The sequence below is a fragment of the Subtercola boreus genome (assembly GCF_003399635.1).
GTDB classification, from domain to species: Bacteria; Actinomycetota; Actinomycetes; order Actinomycetales; family Microbacteriaceae; genus Subtercola; species Subtercola boreus_B.
This window is the reverse complement of the sequence record NZ_NBXB01000029.1, coordinates 295,726-317,029: the sequence shown is the minus strand read 5'-3', so window position 1 is coordinate 317,029 and position 21,304 is coordinate 295,726. Positions and strand designations below refer to the sequence as shown.

At 69.0% G+C, this 21,304-nt stretch carries 19 protein-coding genes; 8 read left to right on the top strand and 11 right to left on the bottom strand.

Annotated elements, in window-relative coordinates:
* Window positions 1-121: 121 nt before the first annotated feature.
* The 5 genes from B7R22_RS11385 to B7R22_RS11365 form a co-directional block, all read right to left on the bottom strand.
* Window positions 122-1,399 (bottom strand): NAD-dependent epimerase/dehydratase family protein, encoded by a 1,278-nt coding sequence (locus B7R22_RS11385; RefSeq protein ID WP_116411837.1) that lies wholly within the window; start codon window positions 1,397-1,399, stop codon window positions 122-124.
* Entirely contained in the window at window positions 1,392-2,357 is a 966-nt protein-coding gene (locus B7R22_RS11380; protein ID WP_116411836.1) for an MTAP family purine nucleoside phosphorylase, read from the bottom strand. Before B7R22_RS11380 ends, B7R22_RS11385 begins: the two co-directional genes overlap by 8 nt.
* Before the next feature lie 44 nt (window positions 2,358-2,401).
* Window positions 2,402-3,358, bottom strand: coding sequence for a bacteriorhodopsin (locus tag B7R22_RS11375; protein ID WP_172582322.1), 957 nt, complete (start codon window positions 3,356-3,358; stop codon window positions 2,402-2,404).
* Between the two features lie 5 nt (window positions 3,359-3,363).
* Complete coding sequence (locus B7R22_RS11370; RefSeq protein ID WP_172582320.1) at window positions 3,364-3,702, bottom strand: DUF7882 family protein; 339 nt, start codon at window positions 3,700-3,702, stop codon at window positions 3,364-3,366.
* A 226-nt stretch (window positions 3,703-3,928) separates the two neighbouring features.
* Window positions 3,929-5,302: an L-serine ammonia-lyase gene (locus B7R22_RS11365; protein ID WP_116411834.1), complete on the bottom strand. Its 1,374-nt coding sequence runs from the start codon at window positions 5,300-5,302 to the stop codon at window positions 3,929-3,931.
* Between the two features lie 157 nt (window positions 5,303-5,459).
* Here B7R22_RS11365 and B7R22_RS11360 point away from each other — a divergent pair, with 157 nt between their 5' ends.
* The 4 genes from B7R22_RS11360 (at window position 5,460) to B7R22_RS11345 (ending at window position 11,013) form a co-directional block, all read left to right on the top strand.
* Window positions 5,460-5,987 carry a metallophosphoesterase family protein gene (locus tag B7R22_RS11360; protein WP_116411883.1) on the top strand — a complete coding sequence of 176 codons (528 nt, stop codon included), beginning with the start codon at window positions 5,460-5,462 and terminating at the stop codon, window positions 5,985-5,987.
* Window positions 5,988-6,232: 245 nt separating this feature from the next.
* Window positions 6,233-7,276 carry an AAA family ATPase gene (locus B7R22_RS11355; RefSeq protein ID WP_116411833.1) on the top strand — a complete coding sequence of 348 codons (1,044 nt, stop codon included), beginning with the start codon at window positions 6,233-6,235 and terminating at the stop codon, window positions 7,274-7,276.
* Window positions 7,277-7,279: 3 nt separating this feature from the next.
* Window positions 7,280-8,599, top strand: coding sequence for a DUF58 domain-containing protein (locus B7R22_RS11350; protein ID WP_116411832.1), 1,320 nt, complete (start codon window positions 7,280-7,282; stop codon window positions 8,597-8,599).
* Window positions 8,596-11,013 carry a transglutaminaseTgpA domain-containing protein gene (locus B7R22_RS11345; RefSeq protein WP_116411831.1) on the top strand — a complete coding sequence of 806 codons (2,418 nt, stop codon included), beginning with the start codon at window positions 8,596-8,598 and terminating at the stop codon, window positions 11,011-11,013. The genes B7R22_RS11350 and B7R22_RS11345 overlap by 4 nt, the downstream gene beginning before the upstream one ends.
* 67 nt (window positions 11,014-11,080) lie before the next feature.
* Here the strand turns inward: B7R22_RS11345 and B7R22_RS11340 are convergent, their stop codons facing one another.
* A complete protein-coding gene (locus B7R22_RS11340; RefSeq protein ID WP_116411830.1) occupies window positions 11,081-12,916 on the bottom strand; it encodes a glycoside hydrolase family 15 protein in 1,836 nt (611 codons plus the stop codon).
* Between the two features lie 62 nt (window positions 12,917-12,978).
* Here B7R22_RS11340 and B7R22_RS11335 point away from each other — a divergent pair, with 62 nt between their 5' ends.
* The 4 genes from B7R22_RS11335 to B7R22_RS11320 all read left to right on the top strand — a co-directional run bounded on the left by B7R22_RS11335 (window position 12,979) and on the right by B7R22_RS11320 (window position 16,818).
* Window positions 12,979-14,142, top strand: a complete 1,164-nt coding sequence (locus B7R22_RS11335; protein ID WP_116411829.1) for an acyl-CoA dehydrogenase family protein — start codon at window positions 12,979-12,981, stop codon at window positions 14,140-14,142.
* A complete protein-coding gene (locus B7R22_RS11330; RefSeq protein WP_116411828.1) occupies window positions 14,139-14,714 on the top strand; it encodes a gamma carbonic anhydrase family protein in 576 nt (191 codons plus the stop codon). Before B7R22_RS11335 ends, B7R22_RS11330 begins: the two co-directional genes overlap by 4 nt.
* 8 nt (window positions 14,715-14,722) lie before the next feature.
* Entirely contained in the window at window positions 14,723-16,021 is a 1,299-nt protein-coding gene (locus tag B7R22_RS11325; RefSeq protein WP_253259025.1) for a glycoside hydrolase family 3 N-terminal domain-containing protein, read from the top strand.
* A 62-nt stretch (window positions 16,022-16,083) separates the two neighbouring features.
* On the top strand, window positions 16,084-16,818 hold the full coding sequence (locus tag B7R22_RS11320) for an SOS response-associated peptidase (protein ID WP_116411826.1): 735 nt from the start codon (window positions 16,084-16,086) through the stop codon (window positions 16,816-16,818).
* A gap of 18 nt (window positions 16,819-16,836) precedes the next feature.
* Here B7R22_RS11320 and B7R22_RS11315 read toward each other — a convergent pair whose 3' ends face one another.
* From B7R22_RS11315 to B7R22_RS11295, 5 genes are all read right to left on the bottom strand, one after another.
* Entirely contained in the window at window positions 16,837-17,274 is a 438-nt protein-coding gene (locus B7R22_RS11315) for a MarR family winged helix-turn-helix transcriptional regulator (RefSeq protein ID WP_116411825.1), read from the bottom strand.
* 9 nt (window positions 17,275-17,283) lie between these two features.
* Window positions 17,284-19,026, bottom strand: a complete 1,743-nt coding sequence (locus B7R22_RS11310; protein WP_253259023.1) for an MFS transporter — start codon at window positions 19,024-19,026, stop codon at window positions 17,284-17,286.
* 88 nt (window positions 19,027-19,114) lie between these two features.
* The gene (locus B7R22_RS11305) at window positions 19,115-19,792 is read right to left on the bottom strand and encodes a Pr6Pr family membrane protein (protein ID WP_116411824.1); all 678 of its coding nucleotides are present in this window, start codon (window positions 19,790-19,792) and stop codon (window positions 19,115-19,117) included.
* 81 nt (window positions 19,793-19,873) lie between these two features.
* On the bottom strand, window positions 19,874-20,290 hold the full coding sequence (locus B7R22_RS11300) for a DapH/DapD/GlmU-related protein (protein ID WP_172582318.1): 417 nt from the start codon (window positions 20,288-20,290) through the stop codon (window positions 19,874-19,876).
* A gap of 78 nt (window positions 20,291-20,368) precedes the next feature.
* A complete protein-coding gene (locus B7R22_RS11295) occupies window positions 20,369-21,301 on the bottom strand; it encodes a DUF4349 domain-containing protein (protein WP_116411822.1) in 933 nt (310 codons plus the stop codon).
* Window positions 21,302-21,304 lie beyond the last annotated feature (3 nt).

Sequence of the window (21,304 nt, the reverse complement as noted above, 5' to 3'; positions counted from 1 at the left end):
ACGTCGACGAGCGGCGGGAAATCTCTGAGGGGTGCGGCACCGTCGAGGGGTGCGGCGTCTCCGAGCGGCGTGGCGTCGGGCGGCACAGCGTCGGGGGGCGCGGCGGGGCCGCCCGGGCCGCTCACGACGACTGCACAGCCGCGCGGAGGGGTGCCGACGCGAACTCGCGCACTCCTTCGTCGAACGACACCGACGGCTGCCAGCCGAGTTCCGCGCGCAGGCGTTCGCTCGATGCCGTGATGTGACGCACGTCGCCGAGCCGGAACTCCCCGGTCACGACGGGCGCGAGCCCACCCGACCAGCGGCTCAGGGCCGCGGCGAGATCGCCGATCGTGTGCACAGTGCCGCTGCCCACGTTGAAGGCGCGGAAGCTCGAGTCGGCGCCTGCCGCCGTGCTGTCCACCGCCCGGAGGTTCGCGCGGGCCACGTCTGCCACGTGCACGAAGTCGCGCCGTTGGCGGCCGTCTTCGAAGACCCGGGGTGCTTCGCCGCGTTCGATGGCCGAGCGGAAGAGGGATGCCACCCCCGCGTAGGGCGTGTTCTGCGGCATTCCGGGGCCGTAGACGTTGTGGTACCGGAGGGCAATGGCCCGGCCGCTGGTCGAACGGGCCCAGGAGGCTGCGAGGTACTCCTGGGAGAGTTTGCTCGAGGCGTAGACGTTGCGGGGGTCGAGGGGGTCGTCCTCCGCGATGAGCGCCGGAACGAGAGGCAGCCCGGTCATCGGGTCGAGGGGGTCGAAGCGCCCGGCCTCGAGGTCGCTCTGCAGCCGCGCAGGCGGGCGGATGGCGGCGCCGGCGTGGGCGCCGGCGCGTGAACCGGCCTCTGAGTCGGCCTCTGAGTCGACCCCTGAGCCGGCCTCTGGGTCGACCTCTGCACCAGCCTGCTCGGCGGCTCCGGATGCCCGGCGGTAGCTGCCCTCGCCGTAGACCACCATCGACGAGGCCACCACGAGCCGGCCGATGCCGGCGCGTGTCATCCCGGCCAGCAGGATCGCGGTGCCGAGTTCGTTGCTCGCCACATAGTCGGGGGCGTCGAGAAAATCGACTCCGAGACCGACCTTCGCCGCCTGGTGGCAGACGACGCTCACGCCGTCGAGCGCGGCAGCGACGGCCTCCGGGTCGGTGACGTCGCCGAGCTGGAACTCGACCCGCGGATCGCCGGGGGAGACGCCATCGATGACCGGTGTCGTCTCGCCCGCAGCCCGCACGGCATGCACATCGGGGCGGAGCGAGTCGAGCACGCGCACCCGCCAGCCGAGCCTGAGCGCCTCGCGCACGATGGCGGAGCCGATGAAGCCGGCGCCGCCGGTGACCAGCAGCAGCTCGGCTGGGTCATGCGCAGAAGTGTCAGTCGCGAAGGGGTCATGCACGGCGGAGTCAGGCACGACGGAGTCAGGCATGGGTGCCGCCGATCTCCGGAACCGCGTACGCCATGACACGCGCGACTTCGTCGGCTGCGATCAGCTCCCGGGGCTCATAGCCCGCGGGGATGGCGGCGACGATGGCTTCGATCGCCCGCACGATGCGCGGCTGGGCATCCCGGAGCTGGCGGAAGACGAGGTCGGCGCTCACCGAGTCGGGCTCCGCGACAGCCGCTGCATCAGCGGCCTCGCCCGCCGCCCCGCGCGCCGCCGCACCGGTCGCTGTGCCCGCCGGGGCGCTCGGGGCCAAGCCGGCGTCCGCGTCGGTCACGAACGAGAGGTTGACCGTTCCGATGTTCAGTTCGGCGGCGAGCGTCACCTCGGGCACCAGGGTCATGTTGACGGTGTGGGCACCCGCGGCCCGGAACCAGACCGACTCCGCGCGGGTCGAGAACCGGGGGCCCTGGATGACGACGACGGTGCCTGTGGACGAGAAGACCTCTCCTGCACCGGTGAGGGCGCTCGCGGCCAGGCTGTGGAGGGCCGGGCAGAACGGATCGGCCGCGGCAAGATGCTGCACGCTGCCCCGGTCGAAGAACGTATCGGGCCGGCCCCAGGTGCGATCGATGAACTGGTCGGTGAGCACGAGGGTTCCGGGCGGCACCTCCGGGCTCACGCCGCCGACTGCAGCGGACGAGACGATCGCCCGAACCCCGAGGGACTTCAGCGCCCAGATGTTGGCCCGGTAGTTGATCTGGTGCGGCGCGACGGAATGGTCGGCGCCATGCCGGGTCAGGAACGCGACCGTGTGGCCGCCGATCCGGCCCACCGTGATGGGGCTCGACGTCTCGCCGAACGGCGTCGGTACCACGAGGGTCTCGGTTCCGGCCGCCGATTCGTCGAACAGGCTGTAGAGACCGGAACCTCCGATGACGGCGACCAGGGGCCGCTCGGTGGCAGGCGTTACAGGCGTTGCAGGCGGTGGCGCTTCAGGCATGGTTCACGGTAACAGCCCGGGCGAGCACCGGAAGTCCCTTGACCTCACAGCTCCTCGTCGTCGGTGGCGGCTCGCTCCACCGGCACCGCAGATGACCTGGGCGGGCGGGCGTGCCGCTGGTGCACGGAAGCGCCCTCCGCGAGATAGACCTCGCTCGGCTGGCCCGCGTCCGACTGTTTGACCGACGAGATCCAGATGGACTCCGGATGCACGTCGTCCCCGGCCCGGACATCCTCCGCCGTGCGGAGTTTCGCCACCCGGTGGATGAGCGTGCCGAAGCCGATCTTCACCAGCACATCGGCGACACAGAGCGACACCTGCATCGTGGTCGCCCAGCCGCCGCCCGAGCCGAACACCTGGATCAGGTAGACGAGGGGATAGACGACCCACCCGGAGAGCATGAGGATGGTGGCAGAGCGCATCCATGAAGCGGCCAGTGGCGTCAGCGTGGGAAGGGAACGACGGACGCTCTGGATGAGCACAACGTTGGTGACGATCCAGAACACACAGCTGATCCCACCCCAGATCAGCAGCTGGGCCTGGCTCTGGCCCTCATCGATGACGATCGCGCCGAGGAAGCCGCAGAAGATCATCGCGAACGCGCTCGCCGCTGCGAGCACCTGCGTGCGGCGAAGACCCGAACCGACGACACTGCAGACAGCAAGCAGTTCGAGTGTCAGCATGGGGACCGTGACCGACCAGTCCATGTACCTCAGAGCGAACACCAGCACGGCACCCTGGTTTGGGACGTACTCACCCCCGACGAGGCTGTATCCCGAGAGGAAGGTCATCACGAGCAGGATGTACGACACGGACGCCACGCCCGTGACGGCGAGTCTCGCCACCACGGCCGGTCGAAACCGCGATCCGACCTCCGAGCGCGTCGCCACGCTCCGGGCGAACCCCGCGATCAGCGCGAGCCCCGCCACGACGAGGAAGTACAGCGTGATCAGGTACTGCGGCTGGCTGAGAGATGCAAGCCAGGGTGCGGAGGCGGTCATCCGGGTCAGCCTCTCGATCGGGCGATCGGGGAATTGTGGGCACCGGTGCCCGGCTCCGGCAGGAAGAAGAGCCCGCCGCCGCTGTTCGCGGACTCCATCAGCACGTCGATCCATTCACGGTTGATCGCCGGAACGCGAGAGCCGAAGTAGCGGTAGTAGAGAGTGCTCGACGGGTCGAGCCAGATGGAGCTGCGGCCGCTTCCGACGTCGGCTGAGTCGTTCCAGGAGAAGACGAAGCTCTCGCGGCGGCGAAGTTTGGCCGTGATCACGATCTGGAGATGCTGGAGGGCCCGGTCATCGAAGCTGATCTCGATGCTCGGGTTGCCATAGAGCAGAATGCCCAATGCGCGGCGCGCCTAGAGGCTCTGCGGTTCGGGATCCGCCGGAGCTCCACCCGACGCGGTGTCCTCTTCGGTCTCGGCGTCGTGATCGGCGTCGGGTTCCGGTTGTGTCTTGTCGGTCATGGGTTAAAAATACGCGGTCGGCGGTGGGGGCGTCCTGCGGCCCGCCGGGGACTTGTGCGATCGGCGGATCGGCTCTATGCTCGCCAGCCCGTTCATCGCCCTGCCGTCAACACTCGACCACGTTCAGCGCCAGGCCACCCCGCGACGTCTCCTTGTACTTGTCCTTCATGTCGGCCCCGGTCTCCCGCATGGTCTTGATCGCGGCATCGAGGGAGACATGGTGCTCGCCGTCGCTCCGCACCGCCATCCGAGCAGCGGTGATCGCCTTCACCGCGCCGACCGCGTTCCGTTCGATGCAGGGGATCTGCACGAGCCCGCCGACGGGATCGCAGGTCAGGCCGAGGTTGTGTTCGATGCCGATCTCGGCCGCCATCTCCACCTGTCTCGCCGACCCGCCGAGCACCTCGGCGAGACCGGCGGCGGCCATGGAGCACGCCGAGCCGACCTCACCCTGGCAGCCGACCTCGGCCCCTGAGATCGACGCGTTCTCCTTGAAGAGGATGCCGACCGCCGTCGCTGCGAGCAGGAATCGCACCACGTCGTCGTCGCCGGCTCCGGGAACGAAGCGGGTGAAATAGGCGAGCACGGCGGGAATGATGCCGGCGGCGCCGTTCGTCGGTGCCGTCACGATGCGCCCGCCGGCTGCATTCTCCTCATTCACGGCGAGGGCGAAGAGGGTGACCCACTCCATCGCACGGAGCGGATCGTCCGGGGCGGGGTTCTGCTCCAACTGGGCCAGCTGGGCGGCGGCACGACGCCTGACCTTCAGCCCGCCGGGTAGCGTCCCGGTGGCCGAGCAACCTCGCTCGATGGTCTGCTGCATCACCTCCCAGAGATGCAGGAGGCCCGCGCGAACATCCGCTTCGCTCCGCCAAGCGAGTTCGTTCTGCAGCACGAGGTCGCTCACCCGGAGGCCCGTTCGTTCGCAGAGGTCCACCAGTTGGGCGCCGCTGGTGAAGGGGTACGGCACGGGCGTCGCGTCGTGCACCAGCATGGTGCGGCCCGCTTCGTCCTGGTCGAGCACGAAGCCGCCACCGACCGAGAAGTACTCGCGCTGGTCGAGCACGTCGCCCGAGTCGTCGAACGCAGTGAACCGCATGCCGTTGCTGTGAAAGGCAAGGCGCTCGCGGCGGTGCATCACGATGTCCTTCCGCCAGTCGAAGGGCACCGGATGCCCGCCCGCGAGCTCGAGCGTGCCACCCTCCGACTGACGCTCGACCTTCACGTCTGCGGTCAGCGGATCGACGAGGTGAGGCTGTTCGCCGGAGAGGCCCAGCATGACCGCCTTGAGGGTGCCGTGCCCGTGGCCGGTCGCCCCGAGGGAACCGAAGAGGTCGACCTTCACCCGTCTCACAGCGGGGAGCCGGTCATCCTGCTGCAGCCCCGACACGAACAGGTACGCCGCGCGCATCGGGCCGACGGTGTGCGAACTCGACGGACCGATGCCGATGGAGAAGAGGTCGAACGCGCTGAGGCTCATGGGCGGCCAGCTTACGCTCCGGCGCGTGCGAGCGCGTGCGAGCGCGTGCGAGCGCGTGCGGGCGCGGGCAGGGGCGGGCGGTGCGGGCGCGGGCAGGGGCGGGCGGTGCGGGCGGCTTGGCTGGCTCGGGTGGCCGATCCTGGCCTATCGTGTGCACGTGACCCGTCTCCTGCTGCTCGCCGACACCCACCTGCCGAAGCGGGCGCGCGACCTGCCGACCGAGGTGTGGCAGGCGGTGGATGCGGCGGAGGTGGTGTTCCACGCCGGCGACTGGGTCGACCTCGAGACGTACGAGCGTCTCACCGCGCGTGTCGCAGCGGCCGGGGGCACGTTCGTCGGGGTCTGGGGCAACAACGACGGCCCGGAGCTCCGCGCAGTGCTGCCCGAGGTCGCGAGGGTGGAGACGTCTGGGCTCCGTTTCGCGATGACCCACGAGACCGGGCCGGCCACCGGCCGCGAGGCTCGCGCCGACGCGGCGTTCCCCGACGTCGACGTGCTGGTCTTCGGGCACAGCCATATCCCCTGGGACTCCGTCACCCCCGGCGGCGTCCGCCTCCTGAACCCCGGATCGCCCACCGACCGCCGCCGCCAGCCCTCCTGCACCTACCTCACGGCCACGGCCACCGCCGCCCAGCTCGGCGGCACCCTCACCGACGTGACCCTCCACCGCCTCCCGCCCCGCTGATCCTCACCCACCCGCCCTCCTCGCCGCGGATCCGCCCTCGCACTCGCCAGACCGACATCGATCTCCCGAAAACTGTCGCTCTGGCAGCGCGGAAGCGACAGTTTTCGGGAGATCGATCACGATCCTGCTGGGCGCTTCATTTCCGGGACGGTTTTTCGGGGCCGCGCCAGGGGCCGTCGGCGGGCGTTGCGCTGACAGTTTCTCAGGCTACAATCGGCGCACGAGTGCCGAGAGCGGGAGCAGCTATGACAGACCGGGCCACGACCAGAGCCGCCGAATCACGCTCAGCGAGCCGGGCCGACCCGCAGCAGCTCGGCGAGATCGACGATTTCGGGCGGCTGTCCGCGGCGATTCTGTCAAATCTGCAGAAGGTGATCAACGGCAAGGAGGAGATCGCCACTCTCTCCTTGATCGTGCTGCTCGCCGAGGGCCACCTGCTGGTCGAGGATGTTCCGGGCGTGGGCAAGACCACTCTGGCCAAAGCGCTGGCCCGCTCGGTCGGCTGCAGCGTCAGCCGCATCCAGTTCACTCCCGACCTTCTGCCCTCCGATGTGACCGGCGTCTCCATCTACAACCAACACGAGCGCGAGTTCGAGTTCAAACCGGGCGCGATCTTCTCGAACATCGTCATCGCCGACGAGATCAACCGTGCCTCGCCGAAGACCCAGTCGGCCCTTCTCGAGTGCATGGAGGAACGACAGGTCTCGATCGACGGCCAGACCTACTTCCTCGAACCCCCGTTCAGTGTCGTCGCCACCCAGAACCCCATCGAGATGGAGGGCACCTACGCCCTCCCCGAGGCCCAGCGCGACCGCTTCATGATGCGGGTGTCCATGGGGTATCCGGATGCCCGGGCCGAACTCGCCATGCTGCACAATCGTGAGCAGCAGAGCCCGCTCGACCAGATCGATGCCGTCGTCACCCGCCAGGAGCTGCAGCGGATGATCGAGACCGCCCGCAGCGTCTTCGTCTCACCGGCCGTGGAGCAGTATGCGGTCAACATCGCCCAGGCGACCCGCCGCGATCCCGACATCCGCCTCGGGGTGAGCCCCCGCGCGACCCTGCACCTGGTGCGGGCGGCGAAAGTGGCGGCGGCTCTGGATGGTCGTGAGTTCGTGTTGCCCGACGACATCGACGCCCTGGTCGTGCCCGTGCTGGCCCACCGCCTGCTGCTCACCCGGCGATCGCTCTCCGACAACCGTGTCGGCGGGGCGGCCGCACACGATGAGGTGCTCCACCGCATCGTCGCGAACACGCCCGTTCCCCTGGTCGCGGCGAGGATGGCCTAGGCCGTGCCCGCCGCGCTCGCCTTTGTGCGGGATCGTGTGCCCCGGCCGACTCTCCGGGGCTGGGGTTTCCTGGTGGCGGGCATCCTGCTGCTCGTCGTCATGAATGTGATGCAGCGCCGTGACCTGAGTTTCGTTGCGCTCCTCGTGCTGGCACTGCCCATCGTCGGAGCGGTCGGCGTATCGCTGAACCGACCGAAGCTCACCGTCGATCGGCGCTTCACTCCCGAGCTCGCCACCGCCGGCAGTGAGGTGAACGTTCGACTGCTCGTTCAGAACCGCGGCTTCTTCGCCGTGGGGCACGCGGTCTGGTTCGACCGGGCGGCCGCGCCGCTGGTCGCCGGCGCCCGGGCGCCGTTCCCGCGGCTCCGGAGATCTGGCGCCGGGGTGCCGACGGTCTTCGACTACGAGCTCGAGGCGCGCCATCGGGGGCAGCACCAGGTGGGCCCGCTCACACTGCTTCTCTCCGACCCGTTCGGCATGGTCATCCGGTCAGTGAGAGTCGGCGGCACCGATGTGCTCACGGTGACGCCGTCGACCGTGCCCCTGCCGCGCGGCGCGGTGCGCCTCGCCTCCGGAGCAGGCTCTGCGCCAACCTCCCGCCAGCTCGGCGGCGCAGGGGAACAGGATGTGATCTCCCGCAAGTACCAGACCGGTGACTCGATGCGCCGCGTCAACTGGTCGGCGACGGCCCGGCTCGGTGAGCTGATGGTGCGCCAGGACGACCAGCAGAACGACCAGCATGCGGTCGTCATCCTCGACTGCGCCGCGGCGGGGTATGCGGCCGGCCAGCACCGTTTCTCACCCGAGTTCGAGTGGGCGGTGTCCATGAGCACGTCGATCGCGCTGCACCTCCTCGGCGAGGGCTTCCAGGTGCGGCTGATCGACGCCATCGGCGCCCGGTTCGATCCGTCGTCGCCCGAGGAACTGCTGCTGCACGCGGCACGCGCCTCGGTCGTCGAAGCGGCGCACCGGGATGATGCGGGCGAAACCGTGGGCGATCACGCCTCCGCATCGGTTCCGGTGAGCGTCGACTACCGCCTCGCCGTGAGCCGCACGGAGTCAGCGCTCGGTGACCTGCCGCCTCTTTTCGCCGTTGTGGGCCGGCTCGAGGATGCGTCTCTCCATTCGCTCGCCAGCGCCGCACGGTTCTCATCCGGTGCCGTCGCAATCATCGTCACCCCGCCGGGGGCGGCCTCTGCTGGCTGGGCGCTCGCCTCGCGCCAGGTGCTCGAGTCAGCGGGCTGGATGACGCAGGTCATCACCTCCGACGAGGCCCCGTCTGCAGCGTGGGGAACCGTCGACGGCGAGAGGTTGGTGCTGTGAGCGGCACGCGCACGCTGATCCGTCCACCTCTGCAGCCCGTCCGGCCGCCGGTCGGGCACGAGAACGGCTCCGGGGCCGGCCACGAGAACGGCCGCCCCGGCAGCGCCGGGACCCGCCCCCGCATAGAGCCGAGCCGAGCTGCGCAGGCCGCCGTCTCACCCCTTCTCTTTCTGCTGATCATGCTTCCCGTGGGCGGGCTCGCCCCCCTGCTCTCCGGGTCGGGCTGGTGGTGGAACACCGCCCTCGTCGTGGCCCTCGTGCTGGGTGTCGCCCTCATCGTCCGCCTTCTCCCGCTGCCCGTCGTCGCGGCACCGATCGCGGCACTGGTGGCCTGGGCGATCACGGTCACCGTGATGTTCGCGCCGGGCAGCGCGCTGTTCGGCCTTCTCCCGACCCTCGACACGCTCGACGCGATCCGTTCCGGCCTCGCCGATGCGGGGGAGTCGATCGCGATCCAGAGCGTTCCCGCCGACCCGGTGCAACCCATCGTGCTGCTGCTCGCCCTCACCGTCGGGCTCCTCGCCGTGTTGGCCGACGCGCTCGTCTTCGGGCTCCGGATGCCGGCTCTCGCCGGTCTCGTGCCGGTGTCGATCCTGATCGTGCCCTATACCGTCCGCCAGCAGGACTTCGACCTCGTGTTGTTCGCCGTGCTCGCCGGCACCTATCTGCTGCTGCTCTTCGCGGCGGCGCGTTTCGGCATCGGGTTGCGCCTCCGGGAGACGGCGAGCATCCGATCGGGCCGGAACGGCGGGCGCGCGGTGCTCTCCGGGGGGCTCGTGGTGCTGCTCGCCTGCTTCCTGCCCGGGGTCACCCCCGGGCTGACCCCCGGGTCGTTCCGCACGCCGCTGTCGGCCCAGCTGCCGTCGGTGTATTCGAGCGGAGTCGATCCGTCGATCCAGCTCAGCCAGGATCTGCGGCGTACCAACCCGGTTCTCTCGCTGACCTACAGCACGACCTCGGCGTCGGGTCTCTACCTGAAGCTCGTCAACCTCTCCGACTTCACCACCGGGCCCTGGCAGCCCGAGGAGACGAGTGACGCCGCGCCGCTCGAGGCCGGTTTCGCCGCGCCCGACGGGCTCTCGGCGGATGTCGCGACCCAGCCGGTCACGTCCGACGTCTCTGTGACCGGCCTCCGCAGCGACTGGCTTCCCGTGCCCTACCCGGAGACCGGGGTGACGGGCCTGAACGGCGCCTGGACGGTCAGCCCCGGCAGTCTCACCGTCACCGGGGACAGCACGAACACGACCGGCCAGAACTACACCGTCTCGAGCCTCCTCGTGCAGCCGACAGCCGATCAGCTGGCGTCCGCAGGCTCGTCGGTTCCGGATGCCCTGCAGAGCTATCTCCGGCTGCCCCGTTCGATCTCCCCGATCATCGGCAATACGGCACTCGAGGTGACGAACGGCGCGGCCAGCGCCTACGACAAAGCCGTCGCGCTGCAGAGCTACTTCACCTCGGGAGCATTCGAGTACTCGGTCTCAGCGCCTGTCGAGGGTCACTACGACGGGGGCAACTTCGCCGCGGTCGCCACGTTCCTCTCCGCGAAGAGCGGGTACTGCATCCACTTCGCGTCGGCAATGGCCGTCATGGCGCGCACCCTCGGGATTCCCTCGCGCATCGCCATCGGGTACCACCCCGGCGGGGCCGGAACTCGCACGAGCGATGACCTGACCACGTTCCAGGTCTACAGCGACCAGTTGCACGCGTGGCCCGAACTCTGGTTCGACGGCGTCGGCTGGCTCGCGTTCGAACCGACCCCGGGGCTCGGGCTCACCCCGCCCGACTACTCGCTGCCGAACTACACGGCCGCGGCCGCGGCTGCCCCGCTTCGGGATGCCGCAGGCTCGACCGCCGCACCCACCACACCGCGAGCCGCCCCGCAGGTCGACAGTGGCGACGTCGCGGTCACCGACCCGCAGGTGCAGGCGGCCCAGCAGGGCACGGCGTGGCTGATCGCGGCCGGCGTCACTCTGCTGGTGATCCTTCTCGCGCTGCTTCCCGCCGCCTGGCGGAGGATGCGGCGGAGGCTCCGAATCGCGGGGATGCTGACGGATGCGCGGCCTGCCTCTCTCGGCTGGCAGGAGGTCAGGGACTCGGCCAGGGACTACCGTTTCGAACTCTCCGGGGGCGAGACGGCGCGGGGTTTCGCTGCGCGGCTGGCGGGGCTCTACCACATGCCGGCGGAGGCGATCGAGGAGTTGTTGGCGGCGGTCGAGCGTGAGCAGTTCGCGCCGCCGGGCGCGGTGGGCGGGGCTGCGGGTGGTGCCCTGCCGCAAGATGAGGTCGAGCGGCGCAGCCGTCTCGTGGTGGATGTGCAGGCGATCATCCGTTCGCTGAGTGCCCAGGCCAGCGCAGCGGATGACCGGCGGGCGGCTCTGCTGCCGGTGTCACTGCTCAACCGGTCGGGGCGCTGAGCGGCTGTTTGCGCCATCCGGTGCCCAGTCTGCCCGGCTACCGGAGCGCGTTCCCCGGCCTGCCCTGCTATCGGAGCACGTTCCGTTCCGTGGCCTCGGGTGCGCCCGTGTCCGCGTCCTTCGATTCGCGCGCGGTGTCGGTCAGCGCGTCGGCCGCACGCACGAGTGCGAGGTGCGTCAGCGCCTGAGGGGTGTTGCCCGCCTGGCGGTGGCCGGTGATGTCGTACTCCTCGCTGAGGAGGCCCACGTCGTTGCGGAGCTTCAGGAGGGCATCCATCAGCCGCCGGCCGTCTTCGAGCCTGCCGCTTCGGGCGTACTGCTCGACGAGCCAGAACGAGCAGGCGAGGAACGGATACTCGCCCGCGGGAAGTCCGTCGACGCCCGACTCGGTGCGGTAGCGCAGCAGCAGCCCGTCGTGCAGCAGTTCCTGTTCGATGCGGGCGACGGTTCCGAGCATCCGCGGATCGTCGGCATCGACGTAGCCCACCTGGGCGAGCTGCAGGAGGGAAGCGTCGACAGCGGTGCCCCCGAAGACCTGGGTGTAGCAGCCGAGTTCAGCGTTGTAGCCCTTCTCCTCGATCTGGCCACGCACCTGCTCCCGCAGTCGCCGCCACTTCTCGACGGGGCCGCGGAGGCCGAACTGCTCGACACCCTTGATGCCCCGGTCGAGAGCTGCCCAGACCATCACCCGGGAGTGCGTGAAGAACTGGTTCGGGCCGCGGATCTCCCAGATGCCGGAGTCGGGCCGTTCGAGGTTCGTCTCGACCACCGTCAGCAGCGCGCGCTGGAGAGCCCAGGCATCCTGGCTGGCGTTGCCGGTCTGCACGCGGGAGCGGTGGAGGGCCACCATCACCTCGCCGATCACATCGGCCTGGTACTGGTCGACCGCGCCGTTGCCGACGCGCACGGGGGAGGCGCCGTTGTAGCCCGGCAGCGAGGTGAGTTCGCGTTCGGGCAGCCAGCGCTCGCCCTCCAGCCCGTACATGATCTGCACGTCGTTCGGGTCTCCGGCGATCGCCCGGAGGAGCCAGCCGCGCCACGCATCCGCCTCGCCGGTGAAGCCGTGGTCGAGCAGCACGGTCAGCGTGAGCGACGCGTCCCGGAGCCAGACGTAGCGGTAGTCCCAGTTGCGCTGGCCGCCGAAACTCTCCGGCAGAGAGGTGGTCGCGGCGGCGACGATCCCGCCGGTGTCCTCGTGGGTCAGGGCCCTCAAGACGAGGAGCGAGCGCATCACAGCTGCGTGGTACGGGCCGTCCTGGGCGCTGTCGGAACCCCAGTTCTCCCACCAGTCCAGAGTGTCGGCCAGGGCGAGATCCACGTCGTTGGGGGTCGGTGTGGGGCGGTGGGACGGATACCAGGTCATCACCGTGTCGACGATCTCGCCCTCCTTCACGACGAACTCGCGGCCGTGCGAGTGATCGGACGGTTCGAGTTCGGCACCGCGGATCACCAGGGCGTCGGGGCCGGCGATCGCGACGAGATCGGAGGCGCCCTCCGGGGTGGCGATCTGGCGCACCCAGGGGATGGCGGTGGCATAGCCGAACCGGATACGGAGGTCGACCGCCATCCGCACCGCTCCGGAGACGCCCCTGACCCGGCGCATCAGGTCGGCCCGGCGGTCGCCGTGCGGCATGAAGTCGGTGACTTCGACGACGCCCTCAGGGGTGGTCCAGACGGTGGTGAGCACGAAGGTGTTGCCGAGGTAGTGGCGGTGCGAGCGGGCATCCGGATGCTTCGGGGCGATCTTCCACCGACCGTGGCTCTCGTCTCCCAGCAGCGCACCGAATGTCGACGGCGAGTCGTAGCGCGGCAGGCAGAGCCAGTCGATGCTCCCGTCATCACCGACCAGTGCCGCGGTGTGGCAGTCGCTGATCAGGGCGTAGTTCTCAATCGGGAGGGCCATGTGTCCATCTTGCCCGACGACGTAGTCTTGACGGGTGAGCAGGCAGACATGAGCGCGGCAACATGAGTGCAGCGGCAACGGAGACGATCATCAGCGACGAGCTGCTCGGGAGCATCCGTTCGCGTGCCGCAGGCTACGACGCGCGGAACGAATTCTTCACCGAGGATCTCGACGCTCTGGCCGAGGCCGGGTACCTGCGGATGTTCGTGCCCGAGCAGTTCGGCGGCCTCGGTTTCGGGCTCGAGCGGGTCGCCCGCGAACAGCTCCGCCTCGCCACGGCGGCCCCGGCCACCGCCCTCGGCATCAACATGCACCTCGTCTGGACGGGAGTCGCGAAGGCCCTGCTCGACCGCGGCGACGACTCCCTCGAGTTCGTGCTGCGCGAGGCCGGGGCCGATGAGGTGTTCGCGTTCGGCAACAGCGAGGCGGGCAACGACCTGGTGCTCTTCGGATCCACCACCCGTGCCGAACCGCAGCCGGGCGACGGGTACCACTTCTTCGGGCGCAAGATCTTCACGTCGCTGTCGCCGGCGTGGACGCGGCTCGGCATCTTCGGGCTGGATGAGACCGACCCCACCGACCCGCTGCTCGTGCACGGCTTCCTCGACCGCGCCGCGGGCGGGTTCGAGACCCTCGACGACTGGGACACGCTCGGCATGCGGGCCACCCAGAGCCGAACGACGGTGCTCGACGGGGCCGAGGTCAGAGCGGACCGCATCGTCCGGAAGCTCCCGGCCGGCCCGAGCGCCGACCCGTTCGTGTTCGCGATCTTCGCGAATTTCGAGATCCTCATCGCCGCCGTCTACACCGGGATCGGCGAACGCGCCCTCGAACTCGCCGTCGAGGCGGCTCACCGGCGCACGTCGCTGAAGAACGACGGCCGACGCTATTCGTCGGATCCCGACATCCGGTATCGCATCGCGGATGCGGCGATCGCGCAGGATGGGCTGTACCCGCAGCTCGACGTTCTGGCGCGGGCTGTGGACGAGAAGACGGATCTCGGCCGGTCCTGGTTTCCGCGACTCGTCGGTCTGAAGCTCCGGGCGACCGAGAACGCGCGGTTCGTCGTCGACCAGGCGCTGCGGGTCTCCGGCGGCCGGTCTCTGTCGTCGAGCAGCGAGCTCGGCCGACTGTACCGGGATGTCGTCGCGGGCATCTTCCATCCCTCCGACCCCGAGTCTGCGCACTCGACGGTCGCCACTGCCTGGTTGGGGCCTGCCGAATGACACCGTTCACGAACATCCTGCCGCTCGATGGCGTCACGCCTTCTGTTGACGACTCGGCCTTCATTGCGCCAACCGCCCTGCTCATCGGCGATGTCGCCGTCGCCGGGTCGGCGAGCGTCTTCTACGGCGCGGTCGTGCGGGGTGACACCGCGCACATCTCGCTCGGCGAGGGCAGCAACCTGCAGGACAACGTGGTGGTGCACGCCGACCCCGGTTCGCCGGTGCAGATCGGAGCCGACGTGAGCGTCGGCCACGGCGCGGTGCTGCACGGCTGCACGATCGGCGACCGCAGCCTCGTCGGCATGAACGCGACCGTGCTGAATGGCGCACAGATCGGTGACGACTGCCTCATCGCTGCGGGGGCGCTGATCCTCGAGAACACAGTGATCCCGAGCGGATCGCTGGTGGCCGGGATGCCCGGAAAGGTGCGGCGCGAACTGACCGACGCCGAGCGGGCCTCGGTGAAGGACAACGCGGTGCGCTACCGGGAGACGGCGGCGCGCCACCGGCAGGCCGTGGGAGCTGCTGGCGAGGTTGTGGAAGCTGCCGGCCGGGCTGTGGGAGCTGAATGATGGCGCGCGTGCGGGTGCGAGCGCGGGTGCGACCGGGGCTCTCGGCCCGGGCGGCGGTGGCGTTGGCGCTGGGCGTGGCGCTGGCGGCGTCGATCAGTGGATGCTCGGCCGCAGCCTCGGCGGATTCTGCGGGTGGCACTGCGCTGGCCACGTCCGCCCCCACGTCGTCGGCCTCAGCGGTTCCGTCCGCCACGTCGACGGTCGCAGCCACGCCGGCCGCCACAGCCACGCCGGCCGCCAGAGCCAGCCCGGCCGCCACAGCCACCGCCGCCACCCCAGCAGAGCTCGACGCGTTGTATGCCTCGACGCGCATGCACTCGATGACGCTCGATGCCAAGCTGGCGACGATGTTCATGGTGCAGGTGCCGGGCACCGATCCGGCACCGATGGTGAAGTACCTGGCGGCGAACGGCCCGGGCGGGTTCCTGCTGCTCGGCAACAACGTGCCCGGCTCAGCGGGAGCTCTCCGTGCCCAGCTCGCCGGCGTGACACTCACGGCAGGCCTCTCCCCGCTCGTCTCGATCGACGAGGAGGGCGGCGATGTCGCCCGGCTCGGTGAGGATGTCTTTCCCGGGGCAGACCAGCTGAAATCCCTGCCAGTGGAGGAGACGAAAGCGTCGTTCACCCAACGGGCGGCCCTGCTGAAGTCTGCCGGCGTTTCCGTGAACTTCGGCACTGTCGCCGATGTCACCGCCGACCCGGGCTCGTTCATCTTCGACAGAGTTCTCGGCACCGATCCGGCGTCGTCGAGCGCGCGGGTCGCCGCATCCGTGGCGGCAGAGAACGGGTCGGTCTTCAGTACTTTGAAGCACTTCCCGGGCCACGGCGAGACGAACGCCGACTCCCACACGAGCATCCCGTCGACAGACCTCGCGTTCGACCAGTGGCAGGCGCGCGATGCGCCTCCCTTCGCCGCCGGGGTCGATGCCGGAGCGTCCCTGGTGATGTTCGGCCACCTGAGCTACACGAGCGTCGACCCGGAGCCGGCCTCGCTCTCGGCGCGCTGGCACGAGATCCTCCGCGACGATCTCGGCTTCACCGGGGTGGCCGTCACCGACGACATGCTGATGCTTCAGGATTCCGGGCTGCCGGAGTTCGCCGACCGGTCCGCCAACGCCGTGCGTGCGGTGTCGGCGGGTAATGACATCCTGCTCTACAACAGTGCGATCGACATGTCGCAGCCCGTGGCAGCGATCCGCGCGGCCGTGCAGTCGGGGCAGATCGGTGAGGATCAGATCGATGAGTCGGTGGTGCGCATCCTGACGCTGCAACGGCAGCAGTGGGAGCGCACGCACCCGGCGGGGTGAGCGTTTCGATCCAGGTGTGGTGTGCAGGTGTTCGGTTCGGGCGAGGGAAGGGCAGGGAGAAGATGTGCGGCAGATTCGCCATGAACAAGGAGACGGATGACCTCATCCTCGAGTTCATCGCGCGCGGTGGCCGAGCGGAGGACTGGCGTCCGCGCTACAGCGTCGCTCCGACGGACGAGGCTCCGATCATCCGGGAGCGCGTTCTGAAAGACGACGCCGACGCCCCGACGCCGGAGCCAGCGCCGGGTGTGGAGCGTGAACTTGAGCTCGCTGCCTGGGGGCTGAAGCAGGCATGGTCGAAGCCCGGCGGGCCTGCGCCGATCAACGCTCGGCTCGAGTCCGTGGCGACGAACGGGATGTTCCGCACCGCTTTCGCCTCGCATCGGTGCATCGTGCCGATGACCGGGTATTACGAATGGCAGCAGCAGGCCGATGGCAAGCAGCCCTACTTCATCCACGCCGACGTGGAGGTGCTCGCAGCGGCAGGGCTCTACAGTGCGCGTCGCGAAAATGACGACTGGAAGGTGACCTTCACGATCATCACCCGGGAGGCGCGCGATGCGTCAGGCGAGGTGCACGACCGGATGCCCGTCTTCCTTCAGCCTGATCTCTGGACCCAGTGGCTCGATCCCGCCAAGGTCGCCGCTCCGGATGCTCTGCTGCACCTGCTCGATATGAGTTCGACCTCCGTGGCGAGGTCGATCACGACCTATCCGGTGGGTCGCACGGTGAACAATTCGCGAACCCTCGACCCGGCCGATCCGGGGCTCATCGAACCGGTCGAGCTGGCGGGCTGAGGCGCGCGCGGCGGCCGGTCAGCCCCGGTTGGCGGCAGCGGCCTCGAGCGCGGGAAGCGCCTGGGCCAGGTTCACGATCTCGTCATCGCTCTGGTCTTCGAGCAGCTGCAGCACCCGGGTGGTGCGCGCGAGGCGAGCCGTCGCGACCGCTTCGACACCCGCCTCCGACGCCCGGAGCAGGAAGGAACGACCGTCGGCCGGGTCGGGCTCGCGTTCGACGAGGCCGCGGTTCTCGAGGTCGGCGACGATCCGGGTCATCGTGGGGGCAGCGACGTTCTCGAGCCGGGCGAGGTCGCTCGGGCGAAGAGGACCGGCATTCTTCACGCTCGACAGCGCCGAGAGCACGCCGTTGCTCAGCTCGTCGCCGACCGGGCGGATGCGCCGGTTCAACCGGCTGATGGCCAGCGTGAGGCGCTCGGCAACGTCGTGTCGGTCGATGCGGGATTCGTCAGGCATTTCTCGACTTTACACGGGGCGGCTGGCAGGCTGCGGAACGCTGGACTCGTTGTCGGCAGGCACCTCGTCGACGTGCACGTACTTCGACCCGCGCGTGATCGACATCACCGCGGCGATCACCGACATGGCGGCGGCCACCACGAACACGAGCACGAGGCCGTCGTGGAAGGGGCCGGAGAGGAGTTCCGGAAAGAAGGTCTGGCCTGTGAGCGTCGCCGAATTCTGCTTCGACAGGGTGCCGAGGATGCCGGTGGGTCCGAGGAGGCTCTCGATCGGGTTGTAGCCGAGGAATGCCGCGAACAGGCTGCCGACCGGGGGCGTCTGGCCGATCTGCGCTGCGACGGTGCCGGGAACGCCATTCTGGCTGAGGCCTGCCGTCATGGCGGCGGGCAGGGATGTCGAGAGTCCGGCGATCATCAGGGAGAAAAAGACGCCGATCGAGAGCGAACTGCCCGCGTTGAGCGCAGCCCCGGCCATCCCCGAGGCCGAACCCCGCTGGTTGGCCGGAACGCTGTTCATGATCGCGGTGCGGTTCGGCGAGCTGAACAGCCCCGAGCCGATGCCGCTGAGGCCGGTGATCAGGGCGAACTCCCAATACTCGAAGTTCACCGGGATGACCAGCAGGGCGAGGAAGGTGGCCGCGTTCAGCAGCAGGCCGGTCGTCGCGAACGCCCGGGCTCCGAACCGATCCGAGAGCGCTCCCGACAGGGGGCCGGCGATCAGGAACCCGATGGTGATGGGCAGGAGGTAGATGCCGGCCCAGAGCGGGGTGTCTTCGTAGGAGTAGCCATGAAGCGGAAGCCAGATGCCCTGCAGCCAGATGATCAGCATGAACTGCAGCCCGCCCCGCCCGATGGCCGCGAGAAGTCCGGCGAAGATGCCGCTCGCGAACGCTCGGATCCTGAAGAGATGCATGTTGAACATCGGATCGGGCACCCGGAGCTCGATCTGGACGAACACGACCAGCAGGGCGAGGCCGCCGACGATCGCTCCAAGCACCCAGGGATTCAGCCAGCCCATCGACATGCCGCCGTAGGGCTGGATGCCGTAGGTGATCCCCGCGAGCACTGCCGTGAGTCCCACGGCGAACGTGATGTTGCCGGGCCAGTCCACCGAGCTCCTCGCGCTGGTGCCGACTTCGTGCAGCGACTTGTACGACCAGATCGTGCCGATGATGCCGATCGGCACGCTCACGAAGAAGACGGCGCGCCAGTCGACCACGGCAAGCAGCCCGCCGACGATCAGTCCGATGAAGCTGCCGGCGATGGCGGCGACCTGGTTGATGCCGAGGGCGAACCCGCGCTTGTTCACCGGGAAGGCGTCGGTGAAGATGGCGGTCGAGTTGGCGAACAGCATGGCACCGCCAATCCCTTGCACGACGCGCCAGACAATCAACCACATCGCCCCCGCGCCCGCACTGAAGGGATCGAGTGCGAGCGCGATCGATCCGACGGTGAAGACGATGAAGCCGATGTTGTAGATCTTCACGCGACCGTAGATGTCACCGAGCCGCCCGAAGGTCACGACGAACACTGCGGTGACCAACATGTAGCCCATCAGGATCCAGAGCAGGTAGCTGACGTTGCCGGGCTCCAGCGGGTTCAGTCCGATGCCCGTGAAGATCGCGGGCAACGAGATGATGACGATCGACGAATTGATCGTCGCCATCAGAACACCGAGTGTCGTGTTGCTGAGCGCGACCCACCGGTAGCGCGGGTGGTCCTTGGTGAAGAGGGCAGTACGCGTGGCCACAGGATGCTCCAGAGTCAGATCGGCGACTAGTTGCTTCAGCCTAACTAACTATACTCGGGTCGCCGCCCCGATCATTTACCGCTCTGCGTCACGTCAGGCGGGACTGCGTCCGACCCCGGCTGATGCGGATCGTGCCGGCCCCGATCGCGGTGATCACGAGCGCGATGAGGATCACGTAGAACGTCACGGAGAGGTATCCGTTCGGCGATGTCGCCGGATTCAGGAACGGATACGGGTACCAGTTCGCGCCCGTGCTGCCATCGATCGCGAGGGGCCCGCGCACCAGCGTGTAGACCACCCAGACGATCGGGAAGGCGAGGATCGTCCAGAGCCGCTTCCAGTCGAGGGGGACCCGCCCGGGGGCGAAGAGCCAGTCGAGCAGGAGATAGATCGGTGCGATCACGTGCAGGATCTCGTTCGACCAGGCGAGCGTCTGGCCCTGGGGGAGCGCGATGCCCCGCAGCAGGAGGTTGTAGACGATGCCGGTCGTCACCATGTACGTGACGACGGCGGCGCGCACGGTCGTGAAGAGCATCGGATCGGGTGACACCCGTCGGACGACCAGCGCCGCCCCGGCGACCAGCACAACGATGCTGGCGACATTGGAGTCGATCGTGAAGAAGCTGAAGAAGTTGACCACGACAAATCCCACCGACGCGGGATTCGCCTGGTTGGCGAGGTTCGCGGTGTGTGCGAGCTGGCCGATGACGGCGGTGGCGATGGCGGCCGCGATGACGACTCGCAGCACGGTGAACAGGAGCTTCATGCCCACAGCTTAGGACGAGCATGCCTGCATGCAGCAGAACGCCGTGCGGCGGCGGTACCGTGCCCGGCGTTCTCTAGAGGATCACGCCGCTTTCGCGAACGATCCCTCGGAGTGGGATGACCGGCTGATGACCCCGTCGTCGGCGATGACGGAGTCGTGCGCGACGTTCACGCCGTCGGCCACGGTCGCCCGGTCGCCGATGCGGCTGTGGCTGCCGATCTTGGCGCCTCGGCCGATGCGCGACTCTTGGCCGACGTGCACATTCGCACCGATGAAGACCCCGGCCCCGACGAGGGCACCCCGGTCGATCCAGCTACCGGCGCCGATCCACGCGCCCTGCCCGACCTGCGCGTCGGGTTCGACATAGGCCGACGACTCGATGTAGGCACTCGGGTGCACCGTGGCGGTTGCCGAGATGAACCCACGGCCGTTCAGGTGGTGCTTGTACCGTGCAAGCTCGCCGAACTCATTCTCGATCTCCACGTAAACCTTGCTCAACAGAATCTCCCTGACGTACTTGTACCTGTGATACATGTAACACGGCAGGATGCTTGTCGATTCCCTACAGCCTGCAAATCAGCTGGGCGTTTCGCCCCCCACTGGCGGCACCCCTCGCCTCCCGAGGCGCGTCACCAGCCGCACGATTCCCAGCACGATCAGGCCGATGACGCCGAGGGAGACGAGCCAGGGGAGCGCGACGCCGAACGCCACCAGTGCCCCCGCCAGCGCGGTGAGGAGCGAGGCCCAGCCGGTGCCGAGACCGCTCCAGAAGTCTCCGGGGGCCGTCACCGGTGCTGTGCTGGAATCCTCGATGCTGACGGTGATCGAGGAGTACGCGACAGTGTCGGTGAGCGCTGTGCGCTGCGCGACGAGGCTGTCGAGATCTGCCTGACGCTGGGAGAGAGTGGACTCGAGCGCGATGAGGTCCGTGGTGCTGGTGGCCTTCGACATCAGGTCGAGGAGCCGGGTGACGGAGGTCTGGAGCGCCGTCACCCGGGCATCGATGTCGCTGGCCTGGGCTGTCACGTCGGTTGCGGTGATCGAGACCGAGTCGACGGTGGCGAGCTTCTTCAGGCCGTCGATCGCCTCCGTCACCTTCGCACTCGGGATGCGGAGCACGAGGTCGGCGCGCGCGTCGCCCGAGGACTGCTCCGTGCGGTTGTCGACGTGGCCGCCGAGCGACGTGGTGAGGGCGACCGCGCTGTCGGCGGTCGCCGAGGGCTCTTCGGCCAGGAGGGCGATCGTGCCCGTCGTGACGATCTGGGCTCCGGGGATGAGCGTGGGGGCGTCCCGCCCGGTGCTCCCGTCGGCTGGAGCCCCCGCGTTCGGCGCTGCCAGCGCGTCGCCCGGTGAGCCGTTCGCCTCGCTCGAGGTGCCGCCGGACGAGCCGCCCGAGAGGCCGCCCGAGGAACCGCTGGACGAGCTGCCGGACGAGCCACCCAGGGCCGAGCATCCACCCAGTAGCAGGGCCGGGGCCAGAACACCGATAACGAGCAATTTTCGCTTCATGGC

Coding starts and splice junctions, on each gene's coding strand:
- B7R22_RS11305 (WP_116411824.1), bottom strand. CDS start 19,792: ATGAAGCTCCTGTTCACCGTGCTGCGAGTCGTCATCGCGGCCGCCATC.
- B7R22_RS11320 (WP_116411826.1), top strand. CDS start 16,084: ATGTGCGGCAGATTCGCCATGAACAAGGAGACGGATGACCTCATCCTC.
- B7R22_RS11315 (WP_116411825.1), bottom strand. CDS start 17,274: ATGCCTGACGAATCCCGCATCGACCGACACGACGTTGCCGAGCGCCTC.
- B7R22_RS11340 (WP_116411830.1), bottom strand. CDS start 12,916: ATGGCCCTCCCGATTGAGAACTACGCCCTGATCAGCGACTGCCACACC.
- B7R22_RS11295 (WP_116411822.1), bottom strand. CDS start 21,301: ATGAAGCGAAAATTGCTCGTTATCGGTGTTCTGGCCCCGGCCCTGCTA.
- B7R22_RS11385 (WP_116411837.1), bottom strand. CDS start 1,399: ATGCCTGACTCCGTCGTGCCTGACTCCGCCGTGCATGACCCCTTCGCG.
- B7R22_RS11355 (WP_116411833.1), top strand. CDS start 6,233: ATGACAGACCGGGCCACGACCAGAGCCGCCGAATCACGCTCAGCGAGC.
- B7R22_RS11330 (WP_116411828.1), top strand. CDS start 14,139: ATGACACCGTTCACGAACATCCTGCCGCTCGATGGCGTCACGCCTTCT.
- B7R22_RS11365 (WP_116411834.1), bottom strand. CDS start 5,302: ATGAGCCTCAGCGCGTTCGACCTCTTCTCCATCGGCATCGGTCCGTCG.
- B7R22_RS11335 (WP_116411829.1), top strand. CDS start 12,979: ATGAGTGCAGCGGCAACGGAGACGATCATCAGCGACGAGCTGCTCGGG.
- B7R22_RS11380 (WP_116411836.1), bottom strand. CDS start 2,357: ATGCCTGAAGCGCCACCGCCTGCAACGCCTGTAACGCCTGCCACCGAG.
- B7R22_RS11375 (WP_172582322.1), bottom strand. CDS start 3,358: ATGACCGCCTCCGCACCCTGGCTTGCATCTCTCAGCCAGCCGCAGTAC.